Annotated in this window: 22 protein-coding genes; 10 read left to right on the top strand and 12 right to left on the bottom strand. The window is 71.7% G+C overall.

From position 1 onward, the window contains the following. Positions 1-6: 6 nt before the first annotated feature. Positions 7-1,848, bottom strand: coding sequence for a DEAD/DEAH box helicase (locus tag AC6CQV_RS05430; RefSeq protein ID WP_060958659.1), 1,842 nt, complete (start codon positions 1,846-1,848; stop codon positions 7-9). Between the two features lie 95 nt (positions 1,849-1,943). Between AC6CQV_RS05430 and AC6CQV_RS05425 the strand changes: the two genes are divergently transcribed. After that, positions 1,944-2,816: an SGNH/GDSL hydrolase family protein gene (locus AC6CQV_RS05425; protein WP_061781732.1), complete on the top strand. Its 873-nt coding sequence runs from the start codon at positions 1,944-1,946 to the stop codon at positions 2,814-2,816. A gap of 24 nt (positions 2,817-2,840) precedes the next feature. Here AC6CQV_RS05425 and AC6CQV_RS05420 read toward each other — a convergent pair whose 3' ends face one another. After that, positions 2,841-3,647: a TrmH family RNA methyltransferase gene (locus tag AC6CQV_RS05420; RefSeq protein ID WP_498260476.1), complete on the bottom strand. Its 807-nt coding sequence runs from the start codon at positions 3,645-3,647 to the stop codon at positions 2,841-2,843. Positions 3,648-3,760: 113 nt separating this feature from the next. Between AC6CQV_RS05420 and AC6CQV_RS05415 the strand changes: the two genes are divergently transcribed. Together AC6CQV_RS05415 and AC6CQV_RS05410 are read left to right on the top strand one after the other, a co-directional pair. Beyond that, a complete protein-coding gene (locus AC6CQV_RS05415) occupies positions 3,761-4,636 on the top strand; it encodes a Sir2 family NAD-dependent protein deacetylase (RefSeq protein WP_191008655.1) in 876 nt (291 codons plus the stop codon). Between the two features lie 28 nt (positions 4,637-4,664). After that, the gene (locus tag AC6CQV_RS05410; protein WP_101306432.1) at positions 4,665-5,273 is read left to right on the top strand and encodes a histidine phosphatase family protein; all 609 of its coding nucleotides are present in this window, start codon (positions 4,665-4,667) and stop codon (positions 5,271-5,273) included. A 15-nt stretch (positions 5,274-5,288) separates the two neighbouring features. On the opposite strand, the gene AC6CQV_RS05405 is transcribed toward AC6CQV_RS05410, so the two are convergent. Then, entirely contained in the window at positions 5,289-6,101 is an 813-nt protein-coding gene (locus AC6CQV_RS05405) for an HpcH/HpaI aldolase/citrate lyase family protein (protein ID WP_498260475.1), read from the bottom strand. A gap of 4 nt (positions 6,102-6,105) precedes the next feature. Then, a complete protein-coding gene (locus AC6CQV_RS05400) occupies positions 6,106-7,305 on the bottom strand; it encodes an acyl-CoA dehydrogenase family protein (protein ID WP_198553620.1) in 1,200 nt (399 codons plus the stop codon). 117 nt (positions 7,306-7,422) lie between these two features. Here AC6CQV_RS05400 and AC6CQV_RS05395 point away from each other — a divergent pair, with 117 nt between their 5' ends. Next, a complete protein-coding gene (locus AC6CQV_RS05395; RefSeq protein ID WP_101306433.1) occupies positions 7,423-8,046 on the top strand; it encodes a TetR/AcrR family transcriptional regulator in 624 nt (207 codons plus the stop codon). A 13-nt stretch (positions 8,047-8,059) separates the two neighbouring features. On the opposite strand, the gene AC6CQV_RS05390 is transcribed toward AC6CQV_RS05395, so the two are convergent. From AC6CQV_RS05390 to pdhA, 3 genes are read right to left on the bottom strand one after another with little or no spacing between them, the layout of a single operon-like run. Next, positions 8,060-9,502: a dihydrolipoamide acetyltransferase family protein gene (locus AC6CQV_RS05390; protein ID WP_498260474.1), complete on the bottom strand. Its 1,443-nt coding sequence runs from the start codon at positions 9,500-9,502 to the stop codon at positions 8,060-8,062. Beyond that, positions 9,499-10,509 (bottom strand): alpha-ketoacid dehydrogenase subunit beta, encoded by a 1,011-nt coding sequence (locus AC6CQV_RS05385; protein ID WP_060958665.1) that lies wholly within the window; start codon positions 10,507-10,509, stop codon positions 9,499-9,501. The genes AC6CQV_RS05390 and AC6CQV_RS05385 overlap by 4 nt, the downstream gene beginning before the upstream one ends. Beyond that, positions 10,506-11,630: a pyruvate dehydrogenase (acetyl-transferring) E1 component subunit alpha gene (gene pdhA / locus AC6CQV_RS05380; RefSeq protein WP_082734086.1), complete on the bottom strand. Its 1,125-nt coding sequence runs from the start codon at positions 11,628-11,630 to the stop codon at positions 10,506-10,508. Before pdhA ends, AC6CQV_RS05385 begins: the two co-directional genes overlap by 4 nt. 177 nt (positions 11,631-11,807) lie before the next feature. Here pdhA and AC6CQV_RS05375 point away from each other — a divergent pair, with 177 nt between their 5' ends. After that, entirely contained in the window at positions 11,808-12,287 is a 480-nt protein-coding gene (locus tag AC6CQV_RS05375; RefSeq protein ID WP_060958667.1) for an Lrp/AsnC family transcriptional regulator, read from the top strand. On the opposite strand, the gene AC6CQV_RS05370 is transcribed toward AC6CQV_RS05375, so the two are convergent. Beyond that, complete coding sequence (locus AC6CQV_RS05370) at positions 12,229-13,320, bottom strand: DMT family transporter (protein ID WP_498260473.1); 1,092 nt, start codon at positions 13,318-13,320, stop codon at positions 12,229-12,231. The genes AC6CQV_RS05375 and AC6CQV_RS05370 overlap by 59 nt on opposite strands. A gap of 90 nt (positions 13,321-13,410) precedes the next feature. Here AC6CQV_RS05370 and AC6CQV_RS05365 point away from each other — a divergent pair, with 90 nt between their 5' ends. After that, the gene (locus AC6CQV_RS05365; RefSeq protein WP_101306436.1) at positions 13,411-13,971 is read left to right on the top strand and encodes a CGNR zinc finger domain-containing protein; all 561 of its coding nucleotides are present in this window, start codon (positions 13,411-13,413) and stop codon (positions 13,969-13,971) included. Here the strand turns inward: AC6CQV_RS05365 and AC6CQV_RS05360 are convergent. Beyond that, on the bottom strand, positions 13,931-14,830 hold the full coding sequence (locus AC6CQV_RS05360) for an alpha/beta fold hydrolase (protein ID WP_498260472.1): 900 nt from the start codon (positions 14,828-14,830) through the stop codon (positions 13,931-13,933). The two genes, AC6CQV_RS05365 and AC6CQV_RS05360, sit on opposite strands and share 41 nt — an antisense overlap. Before the next feature lie 87 nt (positions 14,831-14,917). Between AC6CQV_RS05360 and AC6CQV_RS05355 the strand changes: the two genes are divergently transcribed. Further along, positions 14,918-15,673: an exonuclease domain-containing protein gene (locus AC6CQV_RS05355; protein ID WP_498260471.1), complete on the top strand. Its 756-nt coding sequence runs from the start codon at positions 14,918-14,920 to the stop codon at positions 15,671-15,673. Between the two features lie 69 nt (positions 15,674-15,742). Here the strand turns inward: AC6CQV_RS05355 and AC6CQV_RS05350 are convergent, their stop codons facing one another. The 3 genes from AC6CQV_RS05350 to glgA all read right to left on the bottom strand — a co-directional run bounded on the left by AC6CQV_RS05350 (position 15,743) and on the right by glgA (position 18,155). After that, complete coding sequence (locus AC6CQV_RS05350) at positions 15,743-16,000, bottom strand: type B 50S ribosomal protein L31 (RefSeq protein WP_060958672.1); 258 nt, start codon at positions 15,998-16,000, stop codon at positions 15,743-15,745. 112 nt (positions 16,001-16,112) lie between these two features. After that, on the bottom strand, positions 16,113-16,904 hold the full coding sequence (locus AC6CQV_RS05345; protein WP_060958673.1) for an ABC transporter ATP-binding protein: 792 nt from the start codon (positions 16,902-16,904) through the stop codon (positions 16,113-16,115). A 57-nt stretch (positions 16,905-16,961) separates the two neighbouring features. Further along, complete coding sequence (glgA, locus tag AC6CQV_RS05340; RefSeq protein WP_060958674.1) at positions 16,962-18,155, bottom strand: glycogen synthase; 1,194 nt, start codon at positions 18,153-18,155, stop codon at positions 16,962-16,964. A 46-nt stretch (positions 18,156-18,201) separates the two neighbouring features. On the opposite strand from glgA, the gene glgC reads away from it, so the two are divergent. The 3 genes from glgC to AC6CQV_RS05325 are packed head-to-tail and all read left to right on the top strand — an operon-like array spanning position 18,202 to position 20,857. Continuing rightward, complete coding sequence (glgC, locus tag AC6CQV_RS05335) at positions 18,202-19,446, top strand: glucose-1-phosphate adenylyltransferase (RefSeq protein ID WP_060958675.1); 1,245 nt, start codon at positions 18,202-18,204, stop codon at positions 19,444-19,446. A gap of 20 nt (positions 19,447-19,466) precedes the next feature. Then, positions 19,467-20,102, top strand: coding sequence for a phosphoserine phosphatase SerB (serB, locus tag AC6CQV_RS05330; RefSeq protein WP_498260470.1), 636 nt, complete (start codon positions 19,467-19,469; stop codon positions 20,100-20,102). 59 nt (positions 20,103-20,161) lie between these two features. Continuing rightward, positions 20,162-20,857, top strand: a complete 696-nt coding sequence (locus AC6CQV_RS05325) for an alpha/beta fold hydrolase (RefSeq protein WP_061781725.1) — start codon at positions 20,162-20,164, stop codon at positions 20,855-20,857. Positions 20,858-20,889: the final 32 nt, after the last annotated feature.

The raw sequence follows: 20,889 nt of genomic DNA, 5'->3' as shown, positions 1-20,889 counted from the left end.
GCGATGTCAGGACCGGACGCGGGCGCGGAGGACCTCGATGCGGGCCTGCAGCTGCGCGACGGTGGCACGGGCCACCTCCGGTCCCCCGCACACCCGTCGCAGCTCGGCGTGCACGGCGCCGTGCGGCTCGCCGCTCTGGCGGGCGTAGAGGCCGACGAGACTGTTCAGCAGCTGGCGCTGTTCGCGCAGCGTGCGGTGGAGGGCGGGCGGAAGGGACGCCTCGCCCGCATCCGTGCTGTCGGTGGCGACCGCGCCCTCCTTCGCCTCACGGGCGCGACGGTGACGACTCTGGCGGGACTGCCGCTGCATCAGCAGCTCGTGGACGTGCTCGGGTTCGAGCAGGCCCGGAAGGCCCAGGAACTCCTCCTCCTCGAGGGTGCCCGGTACCGCGAGCTGCCCGAACTCCTTGCCGTCGTAGAGCACCCGGTCGAAGTGCGCCACCGAGCCGAGGGCCTGATAGCTGCCCTCCTCGATCAGCGCGTCCGAGGCCTTGTCCTCTCGTTCGGCCTCCTCGAGCAGGGTGTCCTCGAGACCGTCGTCGTCCGATTCCTCGCGGTCGAGGGCGTGGTCGCGCTCCCGCTCCATCTCGTTCGCCAGGGCGAGCAGCGGCGGCACGTTCGGCAAGAACACGGATGCCGCTTCACCCCGCCGGCGGGCGCGGACGAAACGACCGATCGCCTGGGCGAAGAAGAGCGGTGTCGAGGCGCTCGTCGCATAGACGCCGACGGCGAGCCGCGGAACGTCGACGCCTTCCGACACCATGCGGACGGCCACCATCCACCGCGACGTCGAGGTCGCGAAGGTCTCGATCCGGCCCGACGCCGCCTTGTCGTCGGACAGCACCACGGTCGTCGGCTCTCCCGTGATGTCGCGGAGGATCGCCGCATAGGCGCGCGCCGCCGTCTGATCGGTCGCGATGACCAGACCCCCGGCATCCGGCACGTCCTGTCGCACCTCGGTGAGTCGCCGATCGGCGGAGCGCAGGACGGCGGAGATCCACTCGCCCTCGGGGTTGAGCGCCGTCCGCCAGGCCTGCGCGTTGATGTCCTTCGTGTTGTCCTGACCGAGGTGAGCCTCGTACTCGTCGCCCGCCTTCGTCCGCCACTTCATCTGCCCCGCGTAGACGTGGAAGAGCACCGGGCGCACCACGCCGTCGGCGAGCGCCCGCCCGTAGCCGTAGTTGTAGTCCGTGCGGGAGAGGCGGATGCCCTTCTCGTTCGGGTGATACTCCACGAACGGGATGGGAGCCGTGTCACTGCGGAAGGGGGTGCCCGACAGCAGGAGCCGGCGCGTGGCGCGCCCGTACGCCTCACGAAGCGCGTCGCCCCAGCTCAGCGCGTCGCCGCCGTGATGCACCTCGTCGAGGATCACGAGGGTGCGGGCATCCATCGTCAGCCGCTGGTGCACCGACGCCTTGACGGCGACCTGCGCGTAGGTCACCGCCACGCCGTGGTAGTGGCGCGCCGGGGCGCTCTGGCGGTTGGTGAAGCGGGGATCGAGACGGATGCCGACGCGGGCCGCGGCATCCGCCCACTGCGTCTTCAAGTGCTCGGTGGGCGCGACGACGACCAGGCGGTTCACGATCCCGCGGCGCAGCAGCTCGCTCGCCAGGCGCAGGGCGAAGGTCGTCTTTCCGGCGCCGGGCGTCGCGGCGGCGAGGAAGTCGCGCGGGCCGCCGCCCACGCCGTCGGGGCCGTCCTGGGCGAAATAGGCCTCGAGGGCCTCGGCCTGCCAGGCGCGCAGGTTCTGGGCCGTCCCCCACGGGGCACGCTGGGGGAAGGCGGGCGAAAGGTGCTCTGCGGCAAAGCTGCCGAAGTGCTCCTGTCCTCGCTCGTCCGTCCCGTCCACGACTGACCACCCTAAACGACGCCTCCCCCACGCCCGCCCTCGGCAGTGACCTCCGACCCCGGTAGCCTCGGAGAAGACCACGAGTCAGGAGAGTCATGCGCAGGAACGAGCCCACCCCCGACGACCACCGCTCACCGTACGTCCCCAACGAGAGCGCGCACCCGTGGCGCCGGATGGTGTCGATCGGCGACTCGTTCACCGAGGGCATCGGCGACCCCATCCCGGGCACGGTCGACGGCCACCGCGGCTGGGCCGACCGGGTCGCAGAGGTCCTCGCCGCGCAGGTCGACGATTTCGCGTACGCGAACCTCGCGGTGCGGGGCAAGCTGATCGCCCAGATCATCGCCGACCAGGTCGAGCCGGCGCTCGCCCTCAGCCCCGACCTGATCACGTTCTCCGCGGGCGGCAACGACGTGATCCGCCCGGGCGGCGATCCGGATGCCGTGGCGCAGCAGTTCGAGGACGCCGTGGCGCGCCTGAGCTCGCAGGGCGCGACGCTCGTCGTCTTCACGGGGGTCGACACGGAGTTCACACCGGTGTTCCGCGGCATCCGCGGACGAGTGGCGATCTACAACGAGAACATCCGCGCGATCGCCGACCGCTACGACTGCATCGTCGCCGACCAGTGGGCGCTCAAAGAGGTGCAGGACATGCGCTTCTTCGACGACGACCGCCTGCACTACAACGCGCTCGGCCACCACGAGATCGCCCGGATGGTGCTGCGCGCCCTCAACGTGCCCAACGACCTGCAGCCCATGCAGCCCGACCCGCTGCCGCGTCTGACCTGGCGCGCCGCCCGGACGAACGACCTCGTCTGGGCGCGCACGCACTTCGTGCCGTGGGTGCTGCGGCGCCTGCGCCACCAGTCGTCGGGCGACAACATCACCGCCAAGCGCCCCGAGCCCCTGCCGGTGACCGTCGAAGCCCCCGGGCGCGACCGCACGGCGGCACCGGGCGAGCAGGTCTGATCCGAGCGGCCGCTCGCCGCCGCTCTACCGCAGCGCCCACAGAGCGACGGCGGCGGCGGATGCGACATTGAGCGAGTCGACGCCGCCGGCCATCGGGATCGTGACGACGGTGTCGGCCGCGGCGAGCGCACGCCGCGACAGGCCGTCTCCTTCGGCGCCCATGAGCAGCGCGACCTGCGGCGGCCGGGCGGCGACGAACGCGTCGAGCCCGACCGCGTCGTCGGCGAGCGCGAGAGCTGCGAGGTGCAGTCCGGCGTCGTGCAGGAGGGCGCGCCCGGCGGTCCACCCGCCGTCCGCCTCGTCCGGAAGCCGCGTCCACGGCACCTGGAACACCGTGCCCATGCTCACCCGGACGCTGCGCCGATAGAGCGGATCCGCGCAGCGCGGCGTCACCAGCACGGCATCCGCGCCGAGCCCCGCCGCCGCGCGGAACGCGGCGCCGACGTTGGTGTGATCGACGATGTCCTCCAGCACCAGCACGAGGCGCGCGCCGGCGACCACCTCGGCCACGCTCGGCAGCGCGGGCCGGTGCATCGCCGCGAGCGCACCGCGGTGCACCGTGTACCCGGTCAGCCGCTCCGCCACGTCGTCGTCGACCAGGTACACGGGGGCGTCGCCGGCGAGCGGCAGCGCCTCATCGAGCCACTTCTGCTGCACGAGGACAGACCGCGGACGATGTCCCGCGGCGACGGCGCGCGCGATCACCTTCGCCGACTCGGCGATGTAGAGCCCTCCGGCCGGCTCCAGCACACGACGCAGTGCGACGTCCGTGAGGTCGCGGTAGTCGGCGAGACGGTCATCGGCGGGGTCGTCGATACGAACGACAGGCATCCGCCCATGCTGTCACGCCCGACCGCGCCCGCGCGCACTCCCCCACCCCGCTGTAACCTCCGCGAAAAGCGGGGCGCGTAGGCTCGGGGTAGGTCTGAGGGAGGGAGGACGCCATGTCGACGGTTCTCGATCGCACGTCCGGGGCTGCTCCCGAGCTCGACCCCGAGACCACCGCGGCGGTCCGCCGCGCCGTGGACGCGCTGGCCGGCCGTCGCATCGCCGTGCTCACCGGCGCCGGGGTCTCCACCGATTCGGGCATCCCCGACTACCGCGGCAAGGGGGCTCCCACGCGCACCCCCATGACCGCTCAGCAGTTCCTCTCGAGCGACGCGTCGCGACGCCGGTACTGGGTGGGCAGCCACCTCGGGTGGCGCGCATTCGCCGCCGCACAGCCCAATGCCGGCCACCGCGCCCTCGCCGATCTGGAGGAGCGCGGCGTCGCGAACGGCGTCATCACGCAGAACGTCGACGGCCTGCACGTGCGCGCCGGCAGCCGCCGGGTCGTCGAGTTGCACGGGACGATGCGACGCGTGCTGTGCACCCACTGCGGTCAGGTGTTCGACCGCCGCGACCTCGCGGCGCGGGTCGAGGCGGACAACCCGTGGATCACGGTTCCCGACGCGGTCGAGCTGGGGCCCGACGGCGACGTGCTGCCGTCCACGAGCGATGGCTTCGTCGTCCCCGACTGCAGCGTCTGCGGGGGCATGCTCAAGCCCGACGTCGTCTTCTTCGGCGAGTACATCCCGCTCGTGAAGTTCTCGGAGGCCGAGCAGCTGGTCCAGACCAGCGAGGCGCTCGTCGTCGCCGGGTCGTCACTCGTCGTCAACTCCGGCATCCGCCTGCTGGAGCGCGCCCGGCGCCGGCGGCTCCCCGTCGTGATCGTCAATCGCGGGCAGACGCGCGGCGACGTGCACGCGAGCGTCAAGATCGACGCCGGCACCTCCGAGGTGCTCCGGGCGCTCGCGCACGCCCTGCCCGACGTGCGCTGAGGCTTCCCCGCTCGCATAGGCTCGATGGGTGACGACTCTCATCCTCGTGCGCCACGGCGAGACCGACTGGAACGCGGCGCGCCGCATCCAGGGATCGACCGACATCCCGCTCAACGACACGGGACGCGCCCAGGCGCGCGAGGTCGCCGAGCGGCTCCGAGAGGAGCTCGAGGGCGTCGGACCCGTCGTGGTCGCATCCAGCGATCTGTCCCGCGCGGCCGAGACCGCGCAGATCATCGCCTCGACGCTCGGCGTCGCCGCACCGCGCGCCTACCGGCAGCTCCGCGAGCGCTCGTACGGCGTCGCCGAGGGTGCGGGCGTCGACGAGTTCCGTGAGCGTTGGGGCGAGTGGGCGCAGGCGGAGGTTCCCGACGCCGAAAGTTGGGCCCAGGTGCGCCAGCGCGCGCTCGCCGGTCTGCAGCGGGCCGTCCGCGACGCCCGCCGGGCGACCGCGCCGCTCGGACCGACGCTCGTCATGGTCTCGCACGGCGCCCTCATCCGCGAGGTGATCCGTCACGCGTCGGCGGGCGCCTTCCCGCACGAGGGCGAGCGTCTGGCCAACGCCTCGACGCACACGTTCCTGCTCGAGCGCGACCGCCTCAGCGTCCGCTCCTACGCGGCCGTCCCGCTCGGCTGAGCGGATGCCGCGGGCTCAGGCGCCGCGGGCGACGACCGTGCGCGCATGGCGGAGCACGGGCTCATCGATCATGCGTCCGCGGTAGCGGAACACCCCGCCTTCGCCCTCGGCGGCCGCCAGCACGCCGCGCGCCCAGGCGAGCGCGTCGTCGTCGGGCCGGTAGGCCGCCCGGATCGTCTCGACCTGCGCGGGATGGATGCACGCCGTCGCGGCGAAGCCGCTGGCCGCGGCATCCCTCGCCTCGCGTGACAGTCCCTTCTCGTCGGCGATGTCGAGATGCACCGCGTCGATCGCGGCGATGCCGGCCGCGCCGGCGGCGAGCAGCACCCGTGCCCGAGCGACGCGGGCGACGTCGCGGTACTTGCCTTTCGGGGTGCGACTGGACGTGCCGCCGAGTGACGCGACGAGATCCTCCGCGCCCCACATCACCGCGACGACCCGGTCCTGCGCCGCGATCTGCTCGACGGCGGCGACACCACGGGCCGTCTCGCACAGGGCGATGACCTCGAACCGCGGATCCAGACGTGCGATCGCGTGGGCGGACTCCGCCTTTGCGACCATCACGCGCCGGTAGTCGGTCTGCGACAGCGTCGCGAGGTCGGAGGCGATCTCGCGCGAGTCCAGCGGGTTGACGCGGACGATGACGCGGTCGGGGTCGAGATGCGAGTCGATGAGCGCCACCCGCGCGGCGACCTTGTCCGCCGGAGCCACGGCGTCCTCGAGGTCGAGGATCACCGCGTCGGCGCGCTCGAGGGCCTTCGCGTGGCGCTCCGGGCGGTCGGCCGGGCAGAACAGCAGCGCAGGTCCGAGGTCGAAAGCGGCGGTCATGCGTTCACGCTACCGGGCCGGCCGCGACCGGCGGCAGCGCGGTCAGTCCCAGCGCGCGGGCGATCACGAGCAGCTGCACCTCCGTCGTCCCCTCCCCGATCTCGAGGATCTTCGCGTCGCGGTAGTGACGCGCCACCGGGTACTCGTTCATGAACCCGTTGCCGCCGAAGATCTGCGTCGCGTCGCGCGCATTGTCCATCGCCGCATCGCCGGCGGTCAGCTTCGCGAGCGCCGCCGCCGACGCGAACGGGCGACCCGCGTCGCGCAGCCGCGCGGCGTGCAGCCAGGCCAGCCGCGACAGGTGCACGCGCTGCTGCATCCTCGCCAGCGTGAACTGGATCGACTGGCGCGTCCCCAGCCGTTCGCCGAACACGATGCGGCTGCCGGCGTAGTCGAGGGCCGCCTCCAGGCATCCTTCCGCGGCTCCGGTGGCGAGAGCGGCGATCGCGATCCGGCCCTCGTCGAGGATGCTGAGGAAGTTCGCGAACCCGCGTCCCCGCTCGCCGAGGAGGTTCTCGGCGGGCACCCGCGCGCCGTCGAAGCTGAGCGGGTGGGTGTCGGAGGCATGCCACCCGACCTTGTCGTAGGCGGGACCCACGGTGAAGCCGGGCGTGCCGGAGGGGACGATGATCGTCGAGATCTCCTTGCGCCCGTCCTCGACGCCTGTGACGGCGGTGACCGTGACGAAGCGGGTGATCGCGGTGCCCGAGTTCGTGATGAACTGCTTCGCCCCGTCGATGACCCATTCGTCACCGTCGCGCCGCGCGGTCGTGCGGGTGGCCCCCGCATCCGATCCCGCCTCGGGCTCGGTCAGGCCGAACCCCGCCAGCGCGCGACCGGCGAGCAGGTCGGGAAGCAGTTCGGCGCGCTGGGCGTCGGTGCCGAAGCGGTGGATCGGCATCGCGCCGAGGCTCACGCCGGCCTCGAGCGTGATGGCGATCGACTGGTCCACCCGCCCCAGCGCCTCGATCGCGAGCCCCAGCGCGAGGTAGGTGCCGCCCTGACCGCCGACCTCTTCCGGAAACGGCAGACCGAACAGTCCCATCTCCCCCATCTCGGCGACGATCCCGAGCGGGAGGGTCTTGGTGCGGTCGGCCTCGTAGGCCTGCGGGGCGACCCGTTCATCGGCGAAGGCGCGCACCATCCGCGCGAGCTCGCGCTCCTCGTCGGTCAGTCCGTGGTCGTACGGATCCAGAATCGCCATGGCATCCCCTTCGATGTCGCGGTCGCATAACGCCTCCCGCAATCTCGTGGCGCGCGGGCGAGCGGGTGGGTTAGTGTGCACTAACCCACAGGTCCAGGTTAGCGAGGATTAACTGGAATGACAACGCGTTCTGCGGCATCGCGCACCTCGCGTGAGCGAGCCAAGGCCCAGCGCGCCGACTCCCTGCTGCAAGCCGCCGCCCGCCTCTTCGCCGAGCACGGTTTCGACGGTGTGAGCCTGGAAGACCTCGGCACCGCCGTCGGCATCACCGGTCCCGCCGTCTACCGCCACTTCGACAGCAAGCGCGCCCTGCTCGGCGCCATCCTCCTGCGCGCCAGCGACGATCTGCTCACGGGCGGGCGCCGCGTCATCGACGCCGGACACGGACCCGACCGGTCGCTGCGCGACCTCGTCGACTTCCATGTCCAGTTCGCCGTCCGCGGCGCCGACGTCATCCGCGTGCACGACCGCGATCTCGCCCGCCTCAGCGAGGAGGACCGCCACGAGGTGCGCCGGCTCCAGCGAGAGTACGTCGAGCTGTGGGTCGGCGTGCTGCACGCCGTCCACCCCGACCTCACCGAGCCGGAGCTCCGCGTCCGCGCGCACGCGGGGTTCGGTCTCATCAACTCGACGCCCTACGCCGTGCGCACCCGGCGCGACGCGGCGGTGGATGCCGGCGACGACGGGATGCTGCGCGACGTGCTGGCCGACATGGCCTACGCCGCACTCGCCGCCCGGTGACCTCTCCCCCGCGTCAGCCCAGCAGCATGGCGCGGGCGGGCTCGCGGAGGACGTCGCCGACGATCGTCAGGAACCGCGACGCCTGCTCGCCGTCGACCAACCGGTGATCGAACGACAGGCTCAGGGTCATGAGGTCGCGCAGCACGATCGCCCCCTCGTGCTCCCACGGTCGCCGCCGCACCGAACCGAGCCCCAGGATGCCCGCCTCACCGGGATTGAGGATCGGCGTGCCCGCATCGATGCCGAAGACGCCGAAGTTCGTAATAGAGAACGTCCCGCCGCTCAGTGCGGCCGGTGTCGTCCGGCCGGCGCGCGCGGTCTCGGCGAGGCGGCCGATCTCGTCCGCGAGGTCGACGAGCGAGAGCCGGTCCGCGTCGGGCACGTGCGGCACGACGAGGCCGCGCTCGGTCGCCGCGGCGATCCCCAGGTGGACGTAGCCGTACTGGACGATCTCCCCGGCGGCCTCGTCCCACGACGAGTTGAGCGTCGGCTCGGCGCGCAGCGCGAGGCACACGGCCTTCGCCGCCACCGCCATGATCCCGATGCGGTGACCCTCCAGACGACGATCGGACCGGAGGCTCTGCACGAACCGGGTGGTCTCCGTGACGTCGACCTCCAGGAAGGTCGTCACGTGCGGAGCGGTGAAGGCGCTGCGCACCATCGCGGCCGCCGTGTGCTTGCGCACCCCGCGGATGGGGATCCGCGTCTCCCGCGGGGCGTCGCCGCTCGCCGCGGCGGTGTCGGCCGGAGCCTCGTGCGCACCGGGCGCGCGATCGTCCAGCGTCGCGGCGAATCTGTCGACGTCCTCGCGGCGGATGATGTCGGTGACGCCGGAGGCCTCGACGAGGGCGAGGTCGATGCCGAGCTCTCGCGCATACGCGCGCACCGGGGGCGTCGAGCGCGGTCGTTCCGGCCGCAGCTCCTGCGCCGCGGGGGCGACGACATCGTGCGGGGCATCCGTGAGGACGCGCTCGGCCGCCGTCGCGGCGGTCGAGCGGTCGCTCGAGGGCGCACCGCCGCCGATGCGCCGGCGGCGTTGCGGGCGCGCGGTACCCCGAGGCGCTGCGCCGTAGCCCACGAGGTTCGGCACGGCGGCCTCGGCCGGCGCCTCGGACGGGTCCTGCGCGCCGGCGGCCGCGGACGTCCCGCCGGGTGCGGCGGGTGCGGCGGGTGCGGCGGGTGCCGCGCCGACGGCAGCATCCTCCGAGGATTCCGCCCCCGCCACCTGGAAGGCGATCAGCGGCGCTCCGACCTCGACGACGTCTCCCGCTTCGGCGTGGAGGGTGCTGACCGTGCCCGCGAACGGCGACGGCAACTCGACGATGGCCTTCGCGGTCTCGACCTCGGCGATCGGCTGGTTGAGCGCCACCTCGTCGCCCTGAGCGACGAGCCACTGCACGATCTCCGCCTCGGGAAGCCCTTCCCCGAGGTCGGGCAGACGGAACTCCGCGATCACAGCTCCACCCCCGTCAGGCTGTGGGGCCGGTCGAGGACGCGGTCGACGGCATCGAGGATGCGGTCGAGGTCAGGGATGTGATGCTTCTCCAGCTTCGCGGGCGGATACGGGATGTCGTGACCCGTCACCCGCTGCGGCGGAGCCTCCAGGTAGTGGAAGCACTGCTCGGTGACGCTCGCCACGATCTCGGCGCCCACCCCGGCCTCCCCGCCGGCCTCGTGGGTCACGACGAGCCGTCCCGTCTTGCGCACCGACGCTCCCACCGTGCGGTAGTCGACCGGCGACAGCGACCGCAGATCGATCACCTCGATCGAGATGCCCTCGTCCTCGGCCGCGACGGCGGCATCCATCGCCGTGGCGACCTGCGCCCCGTAGGTCACGATCGTGACGTCGGTGCCGTCGCGGACGACGCGGGCCAGCCCCATCGGCGCCGCGTCGGCGACGTCGGCGTCCAGGTCGACCTCGCCCTTGGAGTGATAGAGGCGCTTGGGCTCGAAGAAGACGACCGGATCGTCGCACGCGATGGCCTGCTGCAGGACGGTGTACGCGTCCTGCGGATTCGAGACGGCCACGACGCGGAGGCCCGCCGTGTGGACGAAGTACGCCTCGGGCGACTCGGAGTGGTGCTCCGCGGCACCGACACCGCCCGCCCAGGGGATGCGGATCGTCAGGGGCATCTTCACGCGGCCGCGCGTGCGGTAGTGCAGCTTCGCGACCTGGCACACGATCTGGTCGAACGCGGGGTAGACGAAGCCGTCGAATTGGATCTCCACGACCGGGCGGAAACCGCGCATGGCCAGGCCGACGGCAGTGCCGACGATCCCGGACTCGGCGAGCGGGGTGTCGATCACGCGCTTCGGCCCGAACTCGCCGAGGAGGCCGTCGGTGATGCGGAACACGCCGCCGAGGCGACCGATGTCCTCCCCCATCACGATCACACGGTCATCGTCCGTCATGGCGCGGTGCAGCCCCGCGGTCAGCGCCTTGCCCATCGTCAGCTGCGTCATCGGGACACCTCCGCATCGCCGTCGGCGAACGAGTCGAGGTAGGCCGCGAAGCGCTGGCGCTGACGTGACAGCCCGCTGTGCGGTTCCGCGTAGACGTCGTCGAGGACGGCCAGCGGCGGGCGGGTGACCGCCGTCAGCACGGCCTCCCGCATGGCTCCCGTCAGCGCGTCCGCCTCCTGCGAGATGGCGGCGAGCGCCGCGTCGTCGAGGTCGCCGGTGCTGCGCAGCAGCGCTTCCAACCGGGTCAGCGGGTCGCGGGCGCGCCACCGCTCCACCTCGTCGCGTTCGCGGTAGCGGGTCGGGTCGTCCGAGGTCGTGTGGGGACCCATCCGGTAGGTCACGGCCTCCAGGAACACCGGGCCCTCCCCCCGGCGGGCGTGGTCGAGGGCCCACCGCATGGCGGCCGTGCACGCGATCACGTCGTTGCCGTCGACCCGCATGCTCGGGATGCCGAAGCCGGGTGCGCGACCGGCGATCGGGAACCGCGACTGCACCGTCACCGGCTCGGAGATCGCCCACTGGTTGTTCGAGCAGACGAAGACGACCGGCGCGCCGAAGGACGATGCGAAGACCATCGCCTCGTTCACATCGCCCTGGCTGGTCGCACCGTCGCCGAAATAGGCCACGGCGACCTGGTCGCCGCCGTCGCGCTGCACGCCCATGGCGTACCCGACGGCGTGCAGGGTCTGCGCGCCGATGATGATCTGCGGCGTCGCGAGGTTCAGCTCGAAGGGGTCGTAGGTCGAATGCACCTCACCGCGCCACGCGAGCACGAGATCGGCCGGTGCGCCGCCGCGCACGATCGTCACGCCCACCTCGCGGTAGCTCGGGAACAGGAAGTCGTCCTCCCGGCAGGCGCGTGCCGTGCCGACCTGGATCGCCTCCTGGCCCTGGGCCGGAGCCCAGAGTCCCAGATGACCCTGGCGCTGGAGGGCGACGCCTTCGGCATCCATCCGACGGACGATCGCCATGTCGCGGTACAGGGCGCGCAGCGCGGCGGCGTCCAGATCTTGCACCCACGGGTCGAGGCGGGGGTCGGCGACGCGTCGCCCCTCGGGGGTGAGCAGTCGCGCCGTGTCGTCCAGCGCCGTCATCGCTTCGTCTGTGGTCAGGGTGTACATCGTCGTCATCCCTCTCTGGCCGTGCCGCTCTTTCGTGGAGAGCGACCGCCGCCCGGGCCGGCCTCGTCGCCGGTTGCCTGGAAGGCTACGTCCGTCTGGCACCTAGCTCAAGCATTCACCCGTGGCCTGAGCATGTTGCGCAGACCGACCCGAAGGTCCCTGGTAGAGTTGGGCACTATGGGACCTCTGGACCGCGTCGACCTCGACCTCCTGAATGCGCTCGCCGATGACCATCGCGCCACCGTGGTGGCCCTCGCCGAGCGCCTGGGTCTGTCCCGCAACACCGTCCAGGCGCGCTTGGCCCGCCTGGAGCGCGGCGGCGTCTTCCAGTCCTTCGAACGCGCGATCCCCCCGGTCGCCCTGGGCCTGCCCATCGAGGCCATGGTGAGCGTCACCGTGCGGCAGGCGGAACTGCCGCGGATCACCCATGCGATCGCGAGCATCCCGGAGGTCGTGCAGGCCTATGGCATGAGCGGTCAGGTCGATCTGCTCGTGCGGGTCGCGGCGCGCGACACCCAGCACCTGTTCGACGTCGACGCGCGCATCCTCGAGATCGACGGGGTGGAGCGCACCGAGACCTCCCTCGTCATGGGCGAGGTCATCGGCTATCGGATCCGGCCGCTCCTGGAATCGGCTCGCGACGACGCGACGCGCTGAGCGCGCTCGCGTCCACCGGCGACGCGTCGACCGGCACGACGTCGGGACGGAGGGCGTCCGCCGGCAGCGGCACCACGGGCACGGGCAGCACGGCGTCGGCGGCGACGCCGACGGCATCGGCCTCGCGCGCATCCATCCGCACCAGGACGACTCCCGCCAGCAGCAGCGCACCGCCGAAGATCTGCACCGCGGAGGGAGCCTCCCCGAGCAGGAGCCAGGCGAAGCCGAGCGCGAAGAGCACTTCGCTGAGACCGATGAACGAGGCCAGCCGCGAGCCGACGCGCGGCACCGCCATGACGCCCAGCGCGTAGCCGAGCGTCGTCCCCACCGCCCCGACCCACAGCAGGGCCAGGATGCCGGGCACCTCGACGCCGCGGAAGGTCACCGACACCGGCCGCGCGGCGAACGGCATGGCCCCCGTGGCGCCCAGCAGCGCCATCACCACGGCGCCGACGAGCAGCCCTCCGGCGGCGAGGGCCAGCGGCGGCAGGCCGTCGCCGGTGCGCTCGCTCATGACGAAGTACACGCACACGCACACCGCCGCTCCGAGCGCGAGGAGCGTGCCGAGCAGGTCGAAACGCGCGCCGGCGATGTCGACCACGAGCACGAGACCGACGATCGCGACGACCGAACCGATCATGACGAGCCGCGAGGGGGCCCGGCGCGTGCGCAGCCACACGAAGCCGACGAGCAGAACGGGTGCGAGGTATTGGATCAGCAGCGCGACGGCCACCGGCATCCGCTGCATCGCCGAGAAGAACAGCAGCTGGCAGCCCAGCACCGGGATCAGGCCGAACGCCAGGAGGGAGAGCCCGTGGCGGCGGACGAAGCCGCGCTCGCGGCGCATCGCGCGCACGAGCGCGGGCGACAGGATGAGGCCGGCGAGCCCCATGCGCACGACGAGCGCCGCCGACAGCGACCAGCCCGCCTCGAGGAGCGGCTTGACCAGAGGGCCGCTCGACGAGAACGCCAGCGCGGAGAAGACGGCCATGACGATGCCCGCGGTGCGGGCGGGTGGAGCGGTGCGTGACACCGGCGTTCCTTCGGATCGAGCAGGAGGACTGTCAGGACTCAACAGCAATTACACTGGTGACACTAGTGCCCGCCGAGGTCAGGAGTCAACGTGGTCTTCATCCATGACACCGAGATGTCGCTGCGCGCCGCGGCGGCCCTCGTCAACACCCTCCCCGAAACCGACGGTGCAGGCCTCGACCGCCTGCGGACGCAGGAGGATCTCGACGCCTACCTGTCGGAGTTCTCCTACACGGGCAGCTTCCGACGCGACGACGCCGAGCTCGACGCCGTGCGCGCGAACCGGCGGCGTCTGCGCGCGCTCTGGGCCGCCGACCGCGACGGCGCGGTGCCCCTCGTCAACGCGATGCTCCGCGACGGGCGGGCGCTTCCGCAGCTCGTGATCCACGACGAGTTCGACTGGCACATCCACGCCACCGAGCCCGACGCCCCCCTGGCGATGCGCATGCTGGTCGAGTCGGCGATGGCGTTCGTCGACGTCATCCGCTCGGACGAGTGGAAGCGGGTGCGGGTGTGCGCGGCGGACGACTGCGACTCGGTCTACGTCGACTTCTCGAAGAACGGCTCCAAGCTCTACTGCGACACCGGCAACTGCGGGAACCGCATGAACGTCAACGCGTACCGTCGCCGGAAGGCCCGAGAAAGCGCGTGATCGCCGCCGCCGCCTCGCGCGGCGTCTCGTAGTGGATGAGGTGGCCGACGGCGGGGATCTCCACGAGCCGGGCATCCGGGAAGAGCGTCTGCAGGTGGCGTTCCGCCTCGATGGGCGTGATGTCGTCCTTCTCCGCCGCGATCAGGAGCGTGGGTTGCGCGATGGCAGGTGCGAAACGACGCACGTCGTCGGACACCGACGCGACGAAGCCGTCGTGCAGCACGTCGCGGTCGTGGAAGAGCGAGAAGTACGTGTCGTGCTGGTCGTGGATGAAGCGGCGCAGTGCGGGCTCACGCGTCTTCGCCATCGACACGCTCATGACCCGCACGATGACGCGGTTGCGCAGCAGTGCGTCGCCGAGACGCTTCGGCAGGCGGGCCCCGGCCCAGTAGTAGAACACCGCCAGGCGGGTGAGGATGCCGCGGGGGCCCTCCAGCGCGGGCGCGCCGATCGGGTTGACCAGGATCACGCGCGGCGTCGGGAGCCCTGCCGCCACGGCGGCGGCCACGACGATGGAACCGAACGAGTGCCCGAGGATCACGGCCCCGGGCGCCACCGCGGCGACGAACGCGCGCAGCCATCGGGCATACGTGTCGAGGGTGTGCACCGCGCCGGGGACCGGCACGCTCTCCCCGAACCCCGGAAGGTCGGGAGAGATCACCCGGACGCTCGGAAGGAAGGCGACGACGGGCTCCAGGCCGTGGTGGTCGCCGCGATAGCCGTGGACGGCCACCATCGTGACCGGGGCGTCGGCGGGCCCGTACTCCCAGTACGCGGTCACGGCGCCGTCGATCTCGATCTCGCGCCGCGACACGGGCACGGCGGCGAGGGCCTCGGCGTAGGGAGAGTCGACGGTCACCCTTGAAGTCTAGGAGGGGCGCCCCGCGACCGTCCTCCTCCGCGTGCCTGCGCGCCGGTGTCGGAACCGGCGCATACCGTCGGAGGCATGGAACAGTGGCAGGCCGTCCCGCTCTGGGAGGACGACGTCTCCACCGTCGAGACCACCCCCGTGCGACCGCCGAGATGGGTGGATGCCGTCGGCGTGTTCGATCTGGAGACGACCGGCATCGACGTCACGACCGACCGCATCGTCACGGCCCACGTCGGCCTGCTCGACGCCGACGGCGCGGCGGTCCGGGCGCAGTCGTGGCTGGCCGATCCGGGAGCGCCGATCCCCGACGGGGCGACGGCGGTGCACGGCATCACGACCGCGCACGCCCAGGAGCACGGTGCTCCGGCGGCGCAGGTCGTCGCCGCGGTCGTCGCCGCGCTGCGGGAACTGCTGGACGCGGGCATCCCGGTCGTGGCCTACAACGCGCCGTTCGACTTCTCGCTGCTGAAGTACGAGGCACTGCGTCACGGCATCCCGCCCATCCTCGACCCCTCGCCCGTGATCGATCCGCTCGTGCTCGACAAAGCGCACGATCGCTTCCGCAAGGGCAAGCGCACGCTCGAGGCCGTCGCGGCCCACTACGCGGTTCCCCTGGTCGGCGCCCACGACGCGTCCGCAGACGCGATCGCCGCCGGGCGGGTCGCTCAGGCGCTCGCGCGGCGCTATGCGATCGACGCCGCGCTCGACGAGCTTCACACCCGACAGATCGGGTGGGCACGCGCTCAGGCCGACAGCCTCACGGAGTACTTCATCCGCATCGGACGGCTCGACTCCGAGGACCGCGTCGACGGCAGCTGGCCGATCCGCTGACGGCGGAGGCGAGGTCGCCCCGAAACGACGACAGCCCCGCCGAAGCGGGGCTGTCTCGCGGGACCGGGCTTACTTGCTCGAGCCGCCGAAGTTCTTGAAGCGCTGGTTGAACTTCTCGACGCGACCGGCCGAGTCCATGATGCGCTGCTTGCCCGTGTAGAACGGGTGCGAGGCGGAGGAGATCTCGACGTCGATGACGGGATAGGTCTCGCCGTCGAGCTCGATCGTCTTGTCGCTCGACACCGTCGAACGGGTGAGGAAGGTCTCGCCGGAGCCGAGGTCGCGGAAAACGACCGCCTTGTACTCGGGGTGGATGTCAGTCTTCATGGGTTTCCTTACGTGGTGCCCTGGATTTTGCCAGGGCGAGGGAAGTCTGCGGTGCGAATGCACCAAGGATCGATCATACCAGCAGCCCGCACCCGGCGGGAACGGGGATGTCTCAGGCGCCGCCGGTGGCCCGCGCGGCGAAGCGTCCGGCCTCCGACGTGAGGGCGATCGGCATGCCGAAGGTCGCCGACAGGTTCTCCTCGGTGAGCGTCTCCGCCAGCGGGCCGGCGGCGACCGCGGTCCCCTCGCGCAGCAGCAGCACGTGCGTGAACCCGACGGGGATCTCCTCGACGTGGTGGGTGACCATGACCATCGCGGGCGTCGTGGGCGCCAGGGCGTAGCCGCTGAGCAGCCCGAGCAGCTCCTCCCGGGCCCCGAGATCGAGGCTCGCCGTCGGCTCGTCGAGCAGCAGCAGCTCCGGATCGGTCATGACCGCGCGGGCGATCTGCACGCGCTTCTGCTCTCCGTCGGAGAGCGTGCCGAACGTGCGCTCGGCGAGATGCTCGAGCTTCCACTCCGCCAGCACGCGACGCGCGCGGCGCTCGTCGATGGTCTCGTACGTCTCGTTCCAACGGCCCAGCACCGAGAACGCCGCGGTCAGCACGACATCCAGCACGGTCTCCTCGGGCGGCACGCGACGCGCCATCGCCGACGAGGCGAAGCCGATGCGCGGGCGCAGGTCGAACACATCGGTGCGGCCCAGGCGCTCGTCGAGGATGGTCACCTCGCCCGAGGTGGGGTGGATCAGCGTCGCCGCGAGCTGCAGGATGGTCGTCTTGCCGGCTCCGTTGGGCCCGAGCACCACCCAGCGCTGGTCGTCCGAGACCGCCCAGTCGATGTGATCGATGATGTTGCGGGCGTTGCGGCGGACGACGACATCGAGGAACTCGAGCACCTGGGGCATGCTCCCAGCCTATCGGGAGTGCCCTCGCCCGCCGGCGGCACGCGCCGGGTCTTCGCCTCAGCCGACGCGCCCCGACACCTCCCGATACAGGGCCTCGGTCGCCTCGGCGATCGCCTGCCAGCTGAAGGCGCTCGCGGCGCGCTCACGCCCGGCCGCCCCGTACGCGCGGGCACGCTCGGGGTCCGAGACGACCTCGGTGAGCACGTCCGCGAGGTCGGCCACGAAGCGCTCGGGATCCACCGGTGTGCCCGTCCCGTCCTGCACCTGCTCGATCGGCACGAGACGGCCCGTGACACCGTCCACCACGACCTCCGGGATGCCGCCGGTCGCGGTGCCGACCACGGCGGCTCCGCACGCCATCGCCTCCAGATTGACGATGCCCAGCGGCTCGTACACGCTCGGGCAGACGAAGGTCGTGGCCGACGTGAGGATCGCGCAGAGCTGATCGCGCTGCAGGAACTCGTCGATCCACACGACGCCGTCGCGCTGGGCCTGCAGCTCGCGGACGAGGCCCTCGACCTCGGCCATGATCTGGGGGGTGTCGGGTGCTCCCGCGCAGAGGACGATCTGCACGTCGGCGGGCAGGCGCGTGGCGGCGCGCAGGAAGTACGGCAGGCCCTTCTGGCGCGTGATGCGGCCGACGAACACGACCGAGGGCCGATTCGGGTCGATGCCGTAGCGCTCGAGGAGGGCGTCGTCCTGCTGCGGATGCCAGGCCTCCACGTCGATGCCGTTGTAGATGACGCGCACCTTCGCGGGGTCCAGCGCCGGGTAGCTGCGCAGGATGTCGCGACGCATGCCGTCGCTGACGGCGACCACGGCGGCGGCGTTCTCGTAGGCGGTCTTCTCGACGTAGCTCGACACCGCGTAGCCCCCGCCCAGCTGCTCCGCCTTCCAGGGACGCAGCGGCTCGAGGGAGTGCGCCGTGATGACGTGCGGGATGCCGTGCAGCAGCGAGGCGATGTGTCCCGCGAAGTTGGCGTACCAGGTGTGGGAGTGGACGACGTCCGCCCCGGCGACGTCGCCGACGATCTCCAGGTCGGTTCCGAGCGTCTGCACCGCGGGGTTGGCCGCGGCCAGCTCGGCGGGCACGCCGTAGGCCGTCGTGTCCGCTTCGTCGCGGTCGGCGCCGAACGCCCGCACCTGCACCTCGACCCCTACGCGCAGGGCCTTGACCAGCTCGGTGACGTGGACCCCGGCTCCCCCGTAGATCTCCGGCGGGTACTCCTTGGTGACGATGTCGACGCGCATGTCACGAACGCTAGTACAAGGGCGAACGGGGGCCTAGTGTGGTGGCATGCCTGCAGCGCCGAAGGTCTTCGGAATCATCCTCGCCGGGGGCGAGGGAAAGCGCCTCATGCCTCTCACGGAGGACAGAGCCAAACCCGCGGTGCCCTTCGGCGGTCAGTACCGCCTGATCGACTTCGCCATCTCGAACCTCATCAACTCGGGTCTGCGCCAGATCGTGGTGCTCACGCAGTACAAGTCGCACAGCCTCGACCGCCACGTCTCCCAGACCTGGCGCATGTCGGCGCTGCTCAACTCGTACGTGGCCTCGGTGCCGGCCCAGCAGCGCCTCGGCAAGCGCTGGTTCTCCGGCTCGGCCGACGCCATCCTGCAGTCGCTGAACCTCATCCACGACGAGAAGCCCGACATCGTCGTGGTCATCGGCGCCGACCACGTGTACCGGATGGATTTCGAGCAGATGCTCGCGGCCCACATCGAGTCCGGCGCCAAGGCGACGGTCGCCGGCATCCGTCAGCCGATCGGGCTCGCCAACCAGTTCGGCGTCATCGACCTCGACCCGACGGACAACATCACGATCCGTGACTTCCTGGAGAAGCCGCAGAACCCCACGGGGCTCTCCGACGCCCCCCACGAGGTGCTCGCGTCGATGGGCAACTACATCTTCGACGCCGACGCGCTCATCGCGGCCGTCGAGGCGGACGGCGAGCTGCCCGGGTCGAACCACGACATGGGCGGCGACATCATCCCCTACTTCGTGGGGCGCGGTGAGGCCGCCGTGTACGACTTCAAGCGCAACGACGTCCCCGGCTCGACCGATCGCGATCGCGACTACTGGCGCGACGTGGGCACGATCGACTCGTTCTTCGATGCGCACATGGATCTCATCTCGACGCTGCCGATCTTCAACCTCTACAACGTCGACTGGCCGATCCACTCGCAGTCGGTGAACTCCCCGCCCGCCAAGTTCGTCCGCGACGGCGTCGGCCGCATGGGCAACGCGATCGACTCGATCGTCTCGCTCGGCTCCGTGCTCTCGGGGACGCACCTGGAACGCTCCGTCGTGGGTCCGTGGACGCTGTCGGGAGGGGGATCGACCATCACCGACTCGGTGCTGTTCGATCACGTCCAGGTGGGGGCGGGGGCGCGCGTGCATCGCGCGATCCTCGACAAGAACGTCGTGCTCGAGCCGGGCGCGACGGTCGGTGTCGACCGTGCGTTCGACCTCTCGCGCGGCTTCACGGTGACCGACAGCGGCATCACGGTGGTGGGCAAGAACGCGTACGTCGCCCGCTGACGGACCGCTAGGTTGGACGGGTGCCTGACGCCCGTTTCCTCGTCGTGTTCGACGCCGATTCCACCCTGCTGCGCAACGAGGTCATCGAGCTCATCGCCGACGAGGCGGGCCGCGGCGCCGAGGTGGCTGCCGCGACCGAGGCGGCGATGCGCGGCGAGGTCGACTTCGCGACGAGCCTGCGCTCGCGTGTGCAGGCGTTGCGCGGCGTGCCGCTGAGCGCCTTCGATCGGGTGCGGGCCCGGGTCGAGCCGACGGCGGGGGCCGCCGAGCTGGTCACGGCGATCCACCGGCGCGGCGGGCGGGCCGCGGTCGTGTCCGGCGGATTCCACGAGATCCTCGACACCGTCGCCCCGGCGTTGGGGATCGACGTCTGGCGCGCCAATCGCCTCGCGGTCGACGGCGGGGCCCTTTCCGGGCTGGTCGACGGCGAGATCGTGGATGCCGCCGGCAAGGCGTCCGCGCTGCGCGAGTGGGCCGCGGCATCCGGTGTCGCCCTCCGCCGCACGATCGCCGTCGGCGACGGCGCGAACGACCTGCAGATGATGGCGGCGGCGGGCCTCGGCGTCGCGTTCAACGCGAAGCCCGCCGTGCGGCGCCAGGCCGACCTCGTCGTCGGCCCCGTCGATCTGCGCGAGCTCATCCCCCTGCTGCCCTGACGCACCGCGGCGTCGGCCGCGCCCGCACGGATGTCGGGGACCGGGCGTAGCGTGACCGCATGGACGTCATCATGATTCCCGGTCTCTGGCTCGACGCGTCGTCGTGGGACGACGTGCTGCCGCCGCTGCGCGCCGCGGGGCTGACCCCACGACCCCTGACCATGCCCGGACTCGGAGCCCCCGCCGCCGAGAGCGCCGACATCGGCATCGCCGACTGGGTGGCCGCGACCGTCGAGGCGATCGACGCGGCCGAGGGGCCCGTCGTCGTGGTCGGCCACAGCGGCGGCGGCAACGTCGCGTGGGGCGCGGCCGACGCACGTCCCGACCGGGTGGCGCGCGTCGTGCTGGTCGACACCGCGGTGCCCTACGACGGGGGCATGATCTCCGAGTTCGACCTCGTCGACGGCGTCGTGCCGTTCCCCGGCTGGGACTTCTTCGACGCCGACGACGTCGCCGATCTCGATGAGCAGACGCGGGCGCGGACCGCTCCCCTCACCCACGACGTGCCGGCGCGGGTTCCCACCGACGCCATCGCGCTGCACGACGAACGCCGCTACCGCGTTCCCGTCACCGTGCTGTCCGGTTCACTCGGCGACGAGGAGTTCCGCGGTTTCCTGGCGCAGTGGGGCCGGTACGCCGACGAGTTCTCGGCCATCGACGACACCGAGATCGTGCGCCTGGGCAGTGGTCACTGGCCCCAGTTCTCCCAGCCGCAGCACCTCGGCGAGGCGATCGTCGCCGCCATCTCACGCTGAGGCTCCACCGACCCTCGAGCGGACGGCGCCCC

Source organism: Microbacterium sp. EG9, assembly GCF_059759475.1.
The sequence above is the reverse complement of the archived record's forward strand: the minus strand, read 5'-3'. Positions and strand labels throughout refer to the sequence as shown.

What these genes read in the sequence shown, in the direction of transcription:
- AC6CQV_RS05425 (WP_061781732.1), top strand. Translation starts at nt 1,944, where the DNA reads ATGCGCAGGAACGAGCCCACCCCCGACGACCACCGCTCACCGTACGTC.
- AC6CQV_RS05420 (WP_498260476.1), bottom strand. Translation starts at nt 3,647, where the DNA reads ATGCCTGTCGTTCGTATCGACGACCCCGCCGATGACCGTCTCGCCGAC.
- AC6CQV_RS05415 (WP_191008655.1), top strand. Translation starts at nt 3,761, where the DNA reads ATGTCGACGGTTCTCGATCGCACGTCCGGGGCTGCTCCCGAGCTCGAC.
- AC6CQV_RS05405 (WP_498260475.1), bottom strand. Translation starts at nt 6,101, where the DNA reads ATGACCGCCGCTTTCGACCTCGGACCTGCGCTGCTGTTCTGCCCGGCC.
- AC6CQV_RS05400 (WP_198553620.1), bottom strand. Translation starts at nt 7,305, where the DNA reads ATGGCGATTCTGGATCCGTACGACCACGGACTGACCGACGAGGAGCGC.
- AC6CQV_RS05395 (WP_101306433.1), top strand. Translation starts at nt 7,423, where the DNA reads ATGACAACGCGTTCTGCGGCATCGCGCACCTCGCGTGAGCGAGCCAAG.
- AC6CQV_RS05385 (WP_060958665.1), bottom strand. Translation starts at nt 10,509, where the DNA reads ATGACGCAGCTGACGATGGGCAAGGCGCTGACCGCGGGGCTGCACCGC.
- pdhA (WP_082734086.1), bottom strand. Translation starts at nt 11,630, where the DNA reads ATGTACACCCTGACCACAGACGAAGCGATGACGGCGCTGGACGACACG.
- AC6CQV_RS05375 (WP_060958667.1), top strand. Translation starts at nt 11,808, where the DNA reads ATGGGACCTCTGGACCGCGTCGACCTCGACCTCCTGAATGCGCTCGCC.
- AC6CQV_RS05355 (WP_498260471.1), top strand. Translation starts at nt 14,918, where the DNA reads ATGGAACAGTGGCAGGCCGTCCCGCTCTGGGAGGACGACGTCTCCACC.
- AC6CQV_RS05350 (WP_060958672.1), bottom strand. Translation starts at nt 16,000, where the DNA reads ATGAAGACTGACATCCACCCCGAGTACAAGGCGGTCGTTTTCCGCGAC.
- AC6CQV_RS05345 (WP_060958673.1), bottom strand. Translation starts at nt 16,904, where the DNA reads ATGCCCCAGGTGCTCGAGTTCCTCGATGTCGTCGTCCGCCGCAACGCC.
- glgA (WP_060958674.1), bottom strand. Translation starts at nt 18,155, where the DNA reads ATGCGCGTCGACATCGTCACCAAGGAGTACCCGCCGGAGATCTACGGG.
- glgC (WP_060958675.1), top strand. Translation starts at nt 18,202, where the DNA reads ATGCCTGCAGCGCCGAAGGTCTTCGGAATCATCCTCGCCGGGGGCGAG.
- AC6CQV_RS05325 (WP_061781725.1), top strand. Translation starts at nt 20,162, where the DNA reads ATGGACGTCATCATGATTCCCGGTCTCTGGCTCGACGCGTCGTCGTGG.